The sequence below is a fragment of the Streptomyces griseus genome, assembly GCF_001715295.1.
Classification (GTDB): domain Bacteria; phylum Actinomycetota; class Actinomycetes; order Streptomycetales; family Streptomycetaceae; genus Streptomyces; species Streptomyces griseus_G.
In genome coordinates this window covers 915099-928259 of the sequence record NZ_MDKB01000001.1, presented here as the reverse complement: position 1 = coordinate 928259, position 13161 = coordinate 915099, and the positions used below count along the sequence as shown (strand labels likewise).

Annotated in this window: 13 protein-coding genes and 2 pseudogenes; 8 read left to right on the top strand and 7 right to left on the bottom strand. The window is 70.2% G+C overall.

Annotated elements, in window-relative coordinates; all coding sequences use genetic code 11:
* Positions 1 to 58 precede the first annotated feature (58 nt).
* The 4 genes from BA175_RS03555 (at position 59) to BA175_RS03540 (ending at position 4807) form a co-directional block, all read left to right on the top strand.
* Complete coding sequence (locus tag BA175_RS03555) at positions 59 to 1426, top strand: ABC transporter substrate-binding protein (protein ID WP_069169716.1); 1368 nt, start codon at positions 59 to 61, stop codon at positions 1424 to 1426.
* On the top strand, positions 1423 to 2409 hold the full coding sequence (locus BA175_RS03550; RefSeq protein WP_069169715.1) for a carbohydrate ABC transporter permease: 987 nt from the start codon (positions 1423 to 1425) through the stop codon (positions 2407 to 2409). Before BA175_RS03555 ends, BA175_RS03550 begins: the two co-directional genes overlap by 4 nt.
* Complete coding sequence (locus BA175_RS03545; RefSeq protein WP_069169714.1) at positions 2406 to 3263, top strand: carbohydrate ABC transporter permease; 858 nt, start codon at positions 2406 to 2408, stop codon at positions 3261 to 3263. The genes BA175_RS03550 and BA175_RS03545 overlap by 4 nt, the downstream gene beginning before the upstream one ends.
* A gap of 425 nt (positions 3264 to 3688) precedes the next feature.
* Positions 3689 to 4807: a PP2C family protein-serine/threonine phosphatase gene (locus BA175_RS03540; RefSeq protein WP_069169713.1), complete on the top strand. Its 1119-nt coding sequence runs from the start codon at positions 3689 to 3691 to the stop codon at positions 4805 to 4807.
* A 42-nt stretch (positions 4808 to 4849) separates the two neighbouring features.
* Here the strand turns inward: BA175_RS03540 and BA175_RS32280 are convergent, their stop codons facing one another.
* The 4 genes and pseudogenes from BA175_RS32280 to BA175_RS03525 form a co-directional block, all read right to left on the bottom strand.
* Complete coding sequence (locus BA175_RS32280; RefSeq protein WP_438947316.1) at positions 4850 to 5197, bottom strand: Clp protease N-terminal domain-containing protein; 348 nt, start codon at positions 5195 to 5197, stop codon at positions 4850 to 4852.
* Between the two features lie 57 nt (positions 5198 to 5254).
* A pseudogene (locus BA175_RS31545) lies at positions 5255 to 5395 on the bottom strand (Clp protease N-terminal domain-containing protein); the annotation flags it as partial.
* Between the two features lie 2 nt (positions 5396 to 5397).
* Positions 5398 to 5643 (bottom strand): hypothetical protein, encoded by a 246-nt coding sequence (locus BA175_RS03530; RefSeq protein ID WP_079159413.1) that lies wholly within the window; start codon positions 5641 to 5643, stop codon positions 5398 to 5400.
* Between the two features lie 188 nt (positions 5644 to 5831).
* The gene (locus BA175_RS03525) at positions 5832 to 6152 is read right to left on the bottom strand and encodes a hypothetical protein (RefSeq protein WP_069169710.1); all 321 of its coding nucleotides are present in this window, start codon (positions 6150 to 6152) and stop codon (positions 5832 to 5834) included.
* Positions 6153 to 6843: 691 nt separating this feature from the next.
* On the opposite strand from BA175_RS03525, the gene BA175_RS03520 reads away from it, so the two are divergent.
* Positions 6844 to 7701: a glycoside hydrolase family 16 protein gene (locus BA175_RS03520; RefSeq protein WP_069169709.1), complete on the top strand. Its 858-nt coding sequence runs from the start codon at positions 6844 to 6846 to the stop codon at positions 7699 to 7701.
* 192 nt (positions 7702 to 7893) lie between these two features.
* Here BA175_RS03520 and BA175_RS03515 read toward each other — a convergent pair whose 3' ends face one another.
* Complete coding sequence (locus BA175_RS03515; protein ID WP_069169708.1) at positions 7894 to 9513, bottom strand: M4 family metallopeptidase; 1620 nt, start codon at positions 9511 to 9513, stop codon at positions 7894 to 7896.
* Positions 9514 to 9750: 237 nt separating this feature from the next.
* On the opposite strand from BA175_RS03515, the gene BA175_RS03510 reads away from it, so the two are divergent.
* Positions 9751 to 10017, top strand: coding sequence for a hypothetical protein (locus BA175_RS03510; RefSeq protein ID WP_069169707.1), 267 nt, complete (start codon positions 9751 to 9753; stop codon positions 10015 to 10017).
* 235 nt (positions 10018 to 10252) lie between these two features.
* On the opposite strand, the gene BA175_RS03505 is transcribed toward BA175_RS03510, so the two are convergent.
* On the bottom strand, positions 10253 to 10456 hold the full coding sequence (locus BA175_RS03505) for a DUF397 domain-containing protein (RefSeq protein WP_175420732.1): 204 nt from the start codon (positions 10454 to 10456) through the stop codon (positions 10253 to 10255).
* Between the two features lie 78 nt (positions 10457 to 10534).
* On the opposite strand from BA175_RS03505, the gene BA175_RS03500 reads away from it, so the two are divergent.
* A complete protein-coding gene (locus BA175_RS03500) occupies positions 10535 to 11050 on the top strand; it encodes a DinB family protein (protein ID WP_069169706.1) in 516 nt (171 codons plus the stop codon).
* Between the two features lie 9 nt (positions 11051 to 11059).
* Here BA175_RS03500 and BA175_RS03495 read toward each other — a convergent pair.
* Positions 11060 to 11411, bottom strand: a pseudogene (locus BA175_RS03495) (IS5/IS1182 family transposase); the annotation flags it as partial.
* Between the two features lie 275 nt (positions 11412 to 11686).
* On the opposite strand from BA175_RS03495, the gene BA175_RS03490 reads away from it, so the two are divergent.
* Complete coding sequence (locus tag BA175_RS03490; RefSeq protein ID WP_069169705.1) at positions 11687 to 12823, top strand: FUSC family protein; 1137 nt, start codon at positions 11687 to 11689, stop codon at positions 12821 to 12823.
* Positions 12824 to 13161 lie beyond the last annotated feature (338 nt).

Genomic DNA, 13161 nt, shown 5'->3' with positions numbered 1-13161 from the left:
GTGCGCCCATGTCCTCCCTGTTTCCCTTTCCGGTCTTCCCGATCCCAAGGCGGCTGCCATGACCGGGGCGGCTCTCGGAAGTCCCGCAGACGGCGCTGCGTTCGGCCCGCGTCCCGGCCGCTCACCGAGCAGGCGCGGCGTTCTGGCCGCCGGGCTCTGGACCGCGCTGGCCGGCGTCGGCGCGACGGCCTGCAGCAGTACGTCGGGTGCTCAGAGCGACCCCGACGGTCCCGTCACCTTCTGGTCGGCCCTGCGCGGCACCGACACCCTGGTCGCCCGGTGGAACGCCACCCACCCCGACGACCCGGTCGACTACTCCCCCATGACGTCGGGCCTCGCGGGCGGCAACGCCAAGATCTCCAACGCTGCCCGTGCCGGGAACGCCCCGGACATCGTCACCGTCGTCGACGCCGACCTGCCGTCCTTCGCCATCGACGGCGTGTGCGCCGACGTCACCGACCTGGTCCCCCCGCGGCTGCGCACACAACTCGGCCCGCAGGCATGGACCAACGGCACGCTCGACGGCCGGGTGTACGGCATCCCGCTGGACCTGGGCCCCATGCTGCTGGCCTACCGCACCGACATACTCGACGCCCACCGCATCGATGTACCGACCACCTGGGGGGAGTTCCACGACGCGGCGCGCAGACTCAGGCGTCGCTCCGGCATCCATCTGACCACCTTCCATCCCAATGCCTACAACGTGCTGGCCGGCCACGCCATGCAGAGCGGCGGACGCTGGTTCGCCGTCGAAGGCGACAGCTGGGTGGTCGACTTCCTCGACGAGCCCACCCGCCGGGTCGCTGACTACTGGCAGAAGCTGATCGACGAGGATCTGCTCCTCGTGGCCCCCGGCAGCAGCCAGGAGTGGATGTCCGCGCTGGCCCGCGGCCGGGTCGCGGCCCACATCGTGGGGCCGTGGGGTCTCGCGGCTTTGGCTTCCTCGGTGCCCGGCACCTCCGGTCGCTGGCGCGTGGCACCGCTGCCTCAGTGGGACACGGGAAAGCCGGTCCTGGGCACCGACGGCGTCTCCCTGCACGCCATCACCGCCGGCAGCCCGCGCAAGGAGCGCGCCATGCGCTTCCTGGAGTGGATGTCGACGACACCCGAGGCGATCACCGCCCGGCTCTCCAGCGGCCGGTCGAGCCTCTTCCCCGCTGCGGTCACCCAGGTCGAAGCGGCTTCACATCAGTTCAAGACCGACTTCTACGACGGCCAGGACCTGTACGGCCTGGTGACCGGCCAGGCCCGCCTGCTGCGCACAGGCTGGACCTGGGGGCCACGGATGCAGGCCACCGCCACCTCCCTGCACAACGGCCTGGCCAGGCTCTCGTACGGCACGAAGATCACCGAGGCGCTGCGCACCGCGCAGGCCGAGACCCTGCCCGACATGCGCAGCCTGGGCCTGAAGGCGAGGCAGAAGTGAGTACCACCACCGCTCCCGGCAAGCCCCGGACCACGGGCGCACCGAGCGCTCCGCACACCACCGCGGCGCGCTCACACAGTCCGCGGCGCCAGGCAGTCGGGGTGCTCCTCGGGCCCTTCACCCTGCTGCTGTTCGCCGTGTTCCTGATCCCGGTCCTGTACGCGGTGAGACTGAGCTTCTTCTCCGAGACCCACACCGGCCTCGGCTTCGGTAACGCGCACACCACCTTCGTGGGGCTGCGCAACTACGCGGCCGTGCTGGCCGATCCCAGCTTCGTACGTGGCGTCGGCACCACCCTCCTGTACGCACTGGTGTTCATCCCGCTGGTCCTGGCCGGCGCACTCGCCCTGGCCCTGCTGTTCGACTCGGGACTGGTGCGAGCCCGTCAGCTGAGCCAGACCGTGCTGTTCGTGCCGCACGCCGTGCCCGGCATCATCGCCACCGTCATCTGGCTCTACCTCTACACGCCCGGAATCTCGCCCGTCCTCGATCTGCTGAGCAAGGCCGACCTCACCGTCAACTTCCTGGGCCTGAGCATGCTGATCCCGTCCCTGGTGAATATCGCGCTGTGGAGCGGGCTCGGCTACACCGCCGTCATCTTCTTCGCCGCGCTACGGGCCATTCCCCGCGAACTCGTCGAGGCCGCCGAGGTCGACGGCGCGGGCCCGGTGCGCACGGCCCTGATGATCAAAGTGCCGCTGATCCGCAGCACACTGTCCACCGTGGCCGTCTTCACCACGATCGCCACGCTCCAGCTCTTCACCGAGCCGATGTTGCTGAGTCGGGCCACCCCGCTGGTCGGCCCGCGCTACACGCCCAACATGTACATCTTCGACGCGGCCTTCACCCGCAACAACTACGGCCTGGCGTCCGCCGCCTCGGTCCTCCTCCTGGTCGTGTGCTGCGCCCTGTCCTACGTGGTGACGCGCGGAACGACCCGCAGTACCCAGCGCGTTCCCGACCCCAGGAAGGCCCGATCGTGAGTACCACCACCGCTTCCTCCACCCGGCCGTACGGCCGTATCGTCGCGAACATCCTGGTCGGTGCGAGCGTGCTGTATGCGTTGCTGCCCCTGCTGTGGCTGTTGACGGCCTCCGCAGTGGACGCGGAGGCGCTGTTCGCGTCCGACTTCTTCGACCTGTCGCACCTGGCACTCGTCGACAACATCCGCGCTCTCCTCACCCAGGACGACGGCGCTTACCTGACCTGGTACGGCAACAGCCTGCTCTACGCGGTGGGCGGCGCCGCGGTCGGCGCCCTGGTCAGCACCGCCGCCGGCTACGTCTTCGACAAGTTCGACTTCGTCGGCAAACGCCCTCTGTTCGCTCTCATCCTGATCTCGGTGATGGTGCCGGCCACGGTGCTCGCCCTGCCGCTGTACCTGCTCTCCTCCGACCTGGGGCTCGCGAACACGGTGTGGTCGGTCCTGGTACCGGTCCTGTTCAACCCCTTCGGCGTGTACCTGGCACGGATGTTCTCCGCCTCCTACGTACCCGACGAGGTCCTGGAGGCTGCCCGGGTCGACGGCGCGAACGAGCTGCGCAGCTTCTTCTTCGTAGGCATACGGATGCTCGCCCCCGGATACGTGACCATCTTCCTGTTCCAGCTGACGGCGATCTGGAACAACTTCTTCCTGCCCCTCGTGATGCTCAACGACGCGTCGCTGTACCCCCTCAGCCTCGGCCTGTACAGCTGGAACTCCACCGCGCCGATCAACCCGGACTACTACCCGTTGATGGTGGTCGGCTCCCTGCTGGCGCTGCTGCCGCTGGTCGTGGCGTTCCTTCTGCTGCAGCGCTACTGGCGTGCGGGCCTCACGGCCGGCAGCGTGAAGTGACGCGGTAGCGGTCACCCGGGGGCTGGCCGACCGTATCGAGAGGGAGCCTCGCGACGCAGTGCGGACGGGGGACGCGAGGCTTGTGCCGTCCCCCGCACACCGCCGGAATGCCCGACGTCGTACACCCGCCCGCTCCCCGTCACGCGGACACAAGTCGCCCCTCGGCGGAACAGACGACTTCCGGCCACTGCCCCTCGCGCCCGTCTTGCCGGCGGCGCGACCGCTCGAAGGGAGCGGGGACTGCCCGGAGGCTGGTCCCGGCCCGCCGCCCGAGGAGCGGCACACTGTCCTGGTACCCGAGCGGGCGTGTCAGACGTCTCCGCGTCCACCCGGCGTGGTCTCTCCGGTCGCCGTCACCGGGGACATGCCCGAAACTGGGTCCTGGCGCGCTGACGGCACGTGCCCTCGGATGTGCAGGGGCAGGCATGGGAGACGGTCGAGGTGACCCGGCGGCCAAGCGGTGGGTCCGGTGGCTGCCTGCCGCGCTGATCGCCGCCGGGTGTGTGGTCGACGTCAGCACACTGGGGAGCGCCAGCGCGTTCCCGCTGCTCGCGGCCGCCCCGGGAGTGGCCGCACCCGTTCTCTCCCTCCGGGGCACGATCGCCACCGGCATGGCGGCGATCCTCGCGGGGCTCGCCCTCGTGGTGGTCGAGAGGAGTCTGAACCTCAGCACCGATCCCGTCCTGCTGACGACCTTGGCCCTTCTCACCGGCATCGCGTCGGTGCTCAACGTGCGGCTGGCACGGGACCGGAGGCAGCTGCGGACGAGCCGCGAGGTGGCCGCCGCGGTCCAGCGCGCGGTGCTGCCGGACCCGCCACCGCGGGTGGGGCAGCTCGCGGTCGCCGCCCGGTACGAGGTCGCCCACGAGGAGGCCTCCATCGGAGGCGATCTCTTCGCGGTGCACGAGACGCCGTACGGCATCCGGATGCTCATCGCCGACGTACGCGGCAAAGGTCTCCGGGCGGTCCGGACCGTCAACCTCCTTCTCGGAGCGTTCCGCGAGGGCAGTGACCACATGCCGGACCTGCAGGGTGTGGTCCGACAGATGGAAGGACGGATGCAGGAGGACATCGGGCACCTGAGCGGGGAGGACGCGGAGTCCTTCGCCACGGCCGTCATCGCCGAGGTGGCTCCCGACTACTCCGTACTGCGCGTCGCGAACCGGGGTCACCCCGCGCCGCTTCTGGTCGAGGGTGGCAGGGCGACCCAGCTCGACCCGGACGAGCCGTCGCTGCCGCTGGGTCTGGACGTGTTCGGCGGCGAGGCGGTCCGGGTCGACCGGTTCGACCTTCCCCCGGGCGCCACCCTGGTGCTCTTCACCGATGGTGTCATCGAGGCCCGGAACTCCCGCGGCGTCTTCTTCGACCCCGTCCCGACGCTGTCCCAGGACCTTCCGTCCGGCCCGGGCGCCGCACTCGACGCGGTACTCGCCGCCGTCTACCGGCACACCGGGGGTGAGCTCCAGGACGATGCCGCACTGCTCGCCGTCACCCGGGACACGAGCCCTGCCGCCGGACCGGCCGGGGGCACGACGCGCTGCTGAAGGGGCGGGGAGCGCCCCGGGTGACGCCGCCCGGGGCCGTGGTTACGGAGCCTCCCCGGCGACCTTGGTGAGTACCGCCCGGCGCAGGCCGGCGGGGTCCACCGCCAGGGCTGCCAGCACCTCCAGGCCCCGTCCCTCTCCCGCTGCGAGAAGGCCGAGCAGGATGTGCTCGGTACCGAACTTCTCGTGGCCCAGCGCGCGTGCCTCGTGCAGGGTGTGCTCGAGGGCCTTCTTGGCGTGAGGCGTGTAGGCGGGCCTCGGGTACTGGAAGGCGCCGGGACCGAAGGTGTCGTCGGCGCGGCGCTGGATCTCCTCGACGTCGATGCCGATGGACGACAGGGCGTCCTTCGCGTGCTGTCCACCGGTCGCGACGACTCCGGCGGCTTCCAGGATCCGTACGGCCTCCTCCCTGGCCCGCGTGAGTTCGACTCCCTGCTCCCGCAGGACGTCGCCGGCGGTGCTTCCGCCGGTGCCGATCAGTCCGAGCAGGATGTGCTCCGTACCGATGAAGTCATGTCCGAGGGCGATCGCCTCGTCCTGGGACCGCACCACGGCCTGCCTGGCGCGGTCGGTGAAGAACTCGAACACCTCTACTCCTCCTTCTTTCCTGTGGCCTTGCGCCTGCTCGCATGCTTCTCGTGCACCGACTGCCTGCTGACGTCCAGCGACGAGGCGATGCTCTGCCACGACCAGCCCTGGTCGCGTGCGTTGTCGACGTGCATCCGCTCCAGCTCTTCCAGGAGACGGCGCAGTGCGACGACGGCCTGCAGTCCGACAGCGGGGTCCTTCGCGGTGACTTGTCCGGCCAGCGAGGCCGGTGTGTCCTCAGCTCCCATGCGTGTCAGGTTGCCCTGACACGCCGACATCTGTCAAGACACCCTGACACGCACTCCTGGTGCGCCCCCGGACCGGCCACGGTCGGACGCGGCGGTGTGCAGGCGGTGGCGTGTGCGCAGGTCGGGCCCGGCTCGTGTACACGCCCCCACGTTCAGCATGCGGGTGGACGTCTCGTCTGCCTCTGCGTTCACTCCGGCGTCGTGATGAGCACGGAGTTCGACACGACGGGAGGGGGCGACGGCAGGAGTACGTAGCCCGTCTCGGGGTCTGTCGTCTTCTTCGCCGCCTGGTACGTATCGCTGTTCATCAGCAGGACGGACACGGTCCGCTCGGATCCTGGTGGCGTCGTACGGAGAACGGCGTCGTACGTGTACGTGCCCGGTCCGCCGCTCAGGTCGTTGCGCAGCGTGTAACGCACGTAGCGGGCGGCGGCGGTGCCGGTGACTTTCCGTACCACCCAGACGAGATGGTCGTCGGGTGCGAGGACGCAGGACACCGTGGCGACCACGGTCGCCGCCGAACGGCTCGGCTTTCCCTTCAGGCGCAGCGTGACATCCCCGCCCGACCGGCCGCAGGGGGACGAGGAACCCGTTGGCGGGCCCGGCACTGCGGGCGGCGATGCGGAAGCAGGGGATCGGGATGGCTTCGAGTCACCACCGAACTGCTCCAGCACGTCCTTCCAGATGCCCAGGAACTGCCCTACCACGCCGGCTACGAGCGCCAGGAGGGTGAACGCGGCGGTAGCCGTCGTCGTCCAACGGCCGACCGCCCCGTCGGCGCCACGTGCCGGCATCCGTCGCCGGCGAAGGCGGACTCGGTTTCCGCCGGAGACCGGGGTCCTCCGTCGCCTGGCCATACCGGTGGCTTCCCCTGCCCGGGACGCGCTCAATCCCCACGCCGGCCCCGCCCCATGAGCGGGCCGGCGACCGAACCCGTAGGACACGGTCCGGAGATCAGGCCGGGTGCGTCCGGCTTCGCGGGCGATCGAAGTCCGGCGCGGCAGCGCGGACGGCGGATGTTCCCGCACTCCTGTGCCTGGCGGTAGCCTCCCGTGCCTCTGCGAGTCGCCGTTCTGTAGGGTTCGTGTCCGGGGCGTCGACTCGGGTTCGCCCTGGTGCCCCTCGCCCACACCGCCGTAGCGCGGGAAGGCGGACCGTGCTCGACTGTGCGACCACCTCACCCCTTCCAGGAGCAGTGTGATGAACCGACGTGCTCGCTTGGCGCTCGTGTCGGCGCTGGTCGGGCTGATGAGCGGCTGCGGATCCGCTCCGGCGGAACCGCGCTCCCCCTCGGTCGGCGAAACACCCTTCTGGCAGGCGGAGTTCGACGGAGCGGCGGGCGTCCGCCCGTCGGAGAGGTTCTGGAACACCGAAACGGGCAACCGGGATGCCGAGGGGTGGGGCAACAACGAACTCCAGTACTACACGGACGACGCGGCCAACTCCGCCCTCGACGGTGCGGGTCACCTGGTGATCTCCGCCCGTCCGGCCCCCGAGGGTTCCGATCTGCCGTGCTTCACGCAGTCGTCCTGTCCCTGGACTTCGGCCCGTCTGACCACGGAGGGGAAGGTGGCGCTCACCCGTGGGCGCGTGGAGGTCCGCGCGAAGATGCCCACCGGCGCCGGACTGCTGCCCGCGATCTGGATGCTGGGCGACAACGGAGTCGAATGGCCCGGGCAGGGGGAGATCGACATCTGCGAGGTGGTCGGCCAGGAACCGCGGACGGTGTACGGCACCGCGCACGGGCCGACCTACTTCAACGAGAACGGCATCGGTGGCACCACCGAACTCCCGGCCGACGCGTCGCAGGCGTTTCACACCTACGCCGTCGACAAGCAGCCACGCCGTATCACCTGGTTCGTCGACGGTGATCCGTACTTCACCCTGACTCCCTCGACGTTGCCCGCGCCCGGCGACTGGGTTTTCGAACAGGACATGCATCTGCTGCTCAACGTCGCCGTCGGGGGCGACTGGCCCGGCCCTCCCGACGACTCGACACCCTCCCCCGCGTCGATGACGGTCGACTACGTGCGCCTCTACGGCGAGGGCCGCGCGTGACCCCGCGTGCGGGCGGCCACCCTCGCACCCCTCCGATCCCACCGGCCGGGAGAGATCTCCCGAGCGTCCAGGCGAGGTGACAGCCCGTGAAGAGGCCCGCGCCCTGAGGGAGCGGATCCACGGTCCGCGCGAGGACGTGCGGGGGTCGTGCGGCGATCCGCCGCCGCACGACCCCCGCGAAACGTGCAGCCGTTACTTCACGTTGACGGCCGTCCAGGTCGCCGCGACCGCGTTGTACTCGGCGCTGCCCGCGCCGTAGAGATCCGTCGCCGCCTGGAGGGTGGCGGTGCGGGCTCCGGCGTAGGTGGTGGAGGAGGTCATGTAGGTGGAAAGGGCCTTGTACCAGATCTTGTACGCCTTGACGTTGCCGATGCCGGTGACGGCGGCACCGTCGTAGGTGGGCGAGTTGTAGCTGACACCGTTGACGCTCTTGGCGCCGCTGCCCTCGGAGAGCAGGTAGAAGAAGTGGTTCGCCGGGCCCGAGGAGTAGTGGACGTCGAGGTTGGCGAGGCTCTTGGACCAGTAGTCGGCGGACCTGCCGTCCTTGCTGGGCTTGTCCATGTAACGGAGCGGCGCGCCGTTTCCGTTGATGTCGATCTTCTCGCCGATCAGGTAGTCGCCGACGTCCGAGGAGTTGTCGGCGTAGAACTCGACCGAGGTACCGAAGATGTCGGAGGTGGCTTCGTTGAGGCCACCCGACTCCCGGCTGTAACGCAGGTTGGCGGTGGAGGCCGTGAGGCCGTGGGACATCTCGTGGGCGGCGACGTCGATCGAGGTGAGCGGCTTGACGTTGTTGGCGCCGTCGCCGTACGTCATGCAGAAGCAGGTGTCGGACCAGAAGGCGTTGACGTAGGCGTTGCCGTAGTGGACGCGCGAGTACGCGCCGACGCCGTCGCCGCGGATCCCGTTGCGGCCGAGTTCGTTCTTGTAGAAGTCCCAGGTGAGCGCGGCGCCGTAGTGGGCGTCGGCGGCCGCCGTCGCACGGTTGCCCGGGGTGCCGTCGCCCCAGACGTCGGTGCTGTTGGTGAAGAGCGCGCCGGTGCCGGAGGTGGCGCCGTTGAGGTCGTACGTCTTGTGACCGCCGCGGCCGGTGTCCGTCAGGGTGAAGGGGCCCGTACCGCTGGTGCCGAGGGTGACCTGGCCGCTGTACATGGCGTTACCGGTGCCGGTTTCGATGGCCTCGTAGGAGTACAGCTGCTTGCCGCTCGTCGCGTCGGTGATGACGTGCAGCTCGCTCGGCGTGCCGTCGGTCCGGGTGCCGGTGACGACGGTCTCCCAGGCGAGGACGGGCCTGCCGGTCGCGGCCCAGATCACCTTGCGGACCGACGAGGCCGCCGGGGCCTTGGCCTCCGAGGCGGCGACGGCCGACCGGGCGACGGCGGTGGCGGCGACGGCGGGGGTCGTGGTCGGCACCGATATTCGGGCGTCGGTCGCCTTGGTGGTGGAGCGGGCGCCGTTGTTCCTCTTCTGGTGCACCACGAGGTCGCCCCCGAGGACCGGAAGGCCCTTGTAGGTGCGCTCGTAGCGGGTGTGCACCGTGCCGTCGGCGTCCTTGACGACGTCCCGGACGACCAGCGCCTCCTCGCCGGACAGGCCGATGGCCTCTGCCGTGCCGGCAGCGGCGGCCTGCGCTTCCTGCACGGCGGCGGCGCGCTGACTGCCGGTGAACGCGACGGCGGTGGCACCGGCCTCACGCTGCGCGTCGGCGTTGGCCGATCCGGTCTGGACTCCGACGACGACCACGGCCGCCGAGGCGATCAGGGCGGCGGCACGGAGCGTGGTGCGGCGCTGCGAGGACTGCTTGCGTGTCACGCGGGCTCCTTGGCTGGAACAGGGTGGCTGATAAGAGGGGTGGCGCGGCTGAGAGCGTGCCAGCCGAAGAGCCGCTTTGACAGTCCTGCGACAAGAATTTGACCATGAGTTGTCCGAAGGGCGGTCAACTCCATCCGCTATGCGACGAGCTGACCGCCCTTCGGGCAACTGGGTGGAGATGTGGGTCTTCTCGTGATCCGGACGTCTCACCGCGCTCGAACGGGGTAGAGGGGCAGCATGGCTCTCGTGAAGCGTTTTGCTCTTGCTCCCCGTGCGGTACGGCAGTTGAGGCGCGTCCGCTCGGTGTACGCGGCGGGGATGGTGCTGTCGGCCCTCGCGCTGCTCTCCCTCGACGAGTCGGCGGCCGGCGGTCGGCAACCGGTCATCGCGGGCGTCTTCCTCGTGGTGTTCGCCGCGCTGCTCACGCTGACAGCGGTCCAGCTGTGGCGGCACGGGCGGGCCGAGCACCGCAGTACGGCGAGGAAGCTGACTCCCCTCACCTGACATGACGGCCACGCCGCCAGAAGTGGCGGTGTGCGCCGAGCGGCAGCATCCGGCGGGGGTCCGGGCCCCGAGGTGCCGTGCCCCGGCCAGAGCTTCCGGTCCAACCCGGACCGCAGCGCACGCCGGGCCGCGTGTCGGATGTTCCGGCGCGAGCAGGACGTGGACGAGCAGCCCCCGCCCGTACGGGAGGGCCCCGCCGGATCGGCGTGCGGCGGGGCCCTGCCGCGTTCGTCGCTCAACCGGCGATGAGCCCGACGAAACCGGCCCACGCATCCGGGTCGACGGTCAGCACGGGGCCGCCGACCTGCTTGGAGTCCCGGACGTGCACGTGGGTGGCCGGGGCAACGACCTCGACACAATCGCCGCCGTCACTGCTGCTGTAGCTGCTCTCACGCCAGGCGGACTGCCCGGCGGATCTTGCCAGGCTCTCCCCGAGCACAGTGGTGGCTGTGGCACTTGACGGTGCTTCCGGCCAATTGAGTCGACACCCGTTCCGAGCTGCGGGAAAATCCCCGCGATGACTCAACGAACCGACACTCCTCCCACGTGGGACGAGCGTACGCAGCTGGCCACCTTCCTGGACTACGCCCGTGATACCGCGCGAGCCAAGTGTGTGGGCGTGTCCGCCGAAGACGCCCGCAAGGCACCTCTCCCGAAATCACCGCTGATGACGCTGTGCGGACTGATCAGCCATCTGCGGTGGGTCGAGTACTACTGGTTCCAAGTGATGTTCCTGGGCGAGGAGCTCGCGGGGCCGCTCGCCGAGGCGACCGACGACGATCCCGACCCCGAGATGCGGACAGCCGTCGACATCCCGTTGCCCCGGCTTCTCACCGAGTACGCGGAGCAGAGTGCCCGCTATCGTCGCCTGGTCTCCGACCACGAGCTGAACTCGACGGCCGAGCGTCCCCTCAGCGACGGCCGCCACGTCGACCTGCGCTGGGTGATCCTCCACCTCATTGAGGAGACGTCCCGCCACAACGGCCACCTCGACGTCGTGCGTGAGCTCGTCGATGGGCAGACCGGCGCCTGAGCGTGCGGGTCACGAACGGAGCCAGAGCCGGATCGAGGCGACGGTGCCGTGGAACACATAGGCGTCCTTGCCGCAGCTGGTGGCCACGGCACGGGAGTTCTCGAGCGCCAGGACAATCCGTTCGGCTTTCTTCCCGCGCTTGTGGATCGTCTTGTCGAAGCCGGCGGGCCGTCCGCCCTTGCTGCCGCGGCGTTCGCGGTGGGCCCGCTGGTCGTTCGGCTCGGGGAAGGTGTGACTGATCCGCCGTCTGCGCAGGCGAGGGCGGTTGCGGAGAAAGGAGTACGCCTTGTCATCGCAGAGGTGTCGCGCGGGGGCGGGGGCGTCCGCCGCCGAGACGGCCGACACGGATGCGATCCGTGACGGGGAATCTCGAGAAGGTACATGATCCGCCGGACTCGACCTGGTCGCGTCCTGACATCGAAGCAGCCCGGGTGAGCGCCACCCGCTTCCCGTGGCCGCGTATCGGCCGGCCAGGAGGAAGGGGCGCGTCGACCGGAAGTGCCGGGCTGCGCCGTACGGCTGGACGAGAGGGCGCGATCCGGAGGGTTCTGCGGGTCGCGTCACGTCGGCTGCGGCCGGAGTCGCAGAATGCGGCGAAGCCGCATACCCGGGCGGACGAGGCGAGCGAGGGCGGCCATGGCCAGTGCGAGCGGACGCGTAGGACAGCCGGTGGGCAAGGTCACGCCCACGAGCTGGCTGTCGAGGATCTTCCGGCTCGACCCGGCCGGGCTCAACTGGCCGCGGGCCGTGCTGTTCCTGGACATCGCCGTGGTGGTGCTGGTGGTCTTCTGGACGATCGGGCACGGGCAGTACCTGCTCAGCGCACTGTTCGGCCTGCTCTTCGCCTGGCTGGACGACCCGGGCGGCAGCTTCGCGAACCGCGCCCGGCACATCGCGGTCTTCGCCCTGGTCGGCGCCGGGCTCACCGCGCTCGGGTTCGGCATCGGCGGCGACGCCTGGGGCTGGCTGGTCCTCGCCGCCTTCGCGGTCACGCTGGTGGCCGGACTGACGGCCGCGTTCGGCGTGCGCAGGTTCGTGACCGCCATGCTGCTGAACCTCTGGTTCGTCATCACCCTCGGGGTCGCGTCCAGTCTCCACCACCACGCCCGCATCACCAGCTACACCTGGGCCCAGGTCCTCGCCTGGGTCGGCGGAGCTGCCCTGTGGATCGCGGCGACGTGCATCGCCTGGCTGATCCGCGGACGCGGGGACCGACCGCAGCCGGTCCCGGAACTCCCCGACGACACCGCGCGAAGGCCGCTCACCCGGCCCCTCGTCGCGTTCGCGCTCCTGCGCGCCCTGGTCACCGCCGGAACCGTGGCGCTCGCCTTCGGCCTCGACCTCTCCCACGGCTACTGGATGCCGATCGCGGCCCTGGTCGCGATGAAACCGAGCCTGGAACAGAGCACCCTGACCGCCGCGCAACGCCTCGCCGGCGCGCTCCTCGGCGCCGTCACGGCCGCCCTGCTGTTGCTGATCCCGACCGGCGAACACGGACTGAGGCTGTTCGCGGTCGAGCGCGCACTGGAAATGGTCGCACTCGTCCTGTTCATGCACGCGGCGGCGATCCGCTTCTGGAACTACGCGCTCTACTGCGCGGCCATCGCCGCCGGCGTGCTGATCCTGGTCGACCTGCCCCAGCCCACCGACTACACCGCCGAGGGCTACCGCGTGCTCTGGACCCTGTGCGGTGTCGGGGCCGGGCTGCTCGTCATGCTGCTCGGGGGCCTGCTGGCCAAGCACACCGCCGAGGAACCGGCACAACCGGCCTGACCGCGCGCCGCGCCGGCCCCGCCGAGGGCAGGCCGGCCCCGGCCTCTACTTGCGTTCGTCCATGGCCCGGCAGACCCGGGACTCGGCCGAGGGGTGCGATGCGCGTAGTCGCGCACCAGCCTGCGGTGGGCATCGAGATCCACTCGTCTGCCGCCTGCACGAGGTGGCTCCGCATCTCAGTATCTCGGGACCCAGGCGCCGGGCTCCCGCCGTACCCGCGCCGGGCACCCCGGCACCTCTTGCCGAGCTACCTGCCCCACGCGACGTGCACGCCCTGGTCGGCCAACTCCGCGACCGCACAAGCCTGCCCTGACCACCGCGCCACACAGAAGCCCCCG

What these genes read in the sequence shown, in the direction of transcription:
- BA175_RS03540 (WP_069169713.1), top strand. Translation starts at nt 3,689, where the DNA reads ATGGGAGACGGTCGAGGTGACCCGGCGGCCAAGCGGTGGGTCCGGTGG.
- BA175_RS03510 (WP_069169707.1), top strand. Translation starts at nt 9,751, where the DNA reads ATGGCTCTCGTGAAGCGTTTTGCTCTTGCTCCCCGTGCGGTACGGCAG.
- BA175_RS03500 (WP_069169706.1), top strand. Translation starts at nt 10,535, where the DNA reads ATGACTCAACGAACCGACACTCCTCCCACGTGGGACGAGCGTACGCAG.
- BA175_RS03555 (WP_069169716.1), top strand. Translation starts at nt 59, where the DNA reads ATGACCGGGGCGGCTCTCGGAAGTCCCGCAGACGGCGCTGCGTTCGGC.
- BA175_RS03530 (WP_079159413.1), bottom strand. Translation starts at nt 5,643, where the DNA reads ATGGGAGCTGAGGACACACCGGCCTCGCTGGCCGGACAAGTCACCGCG.
- BA175_RS03490 (WP_069169705.1), top strand. Translation starts at nt 11,687, where the DNA reads ATGGCCAGTGCGAGCGGACGCGTAGGACAGCCGGTGGGCAAGGTCACG.
- BA175_RS03520 (WP_069169709.1), top strand. Translation starts at nt 6,844, where the DNA reads ATGAACCGACGTGCTCGCTTGGCGCTCGTGTCGGCGCTGGTCGGGCTG.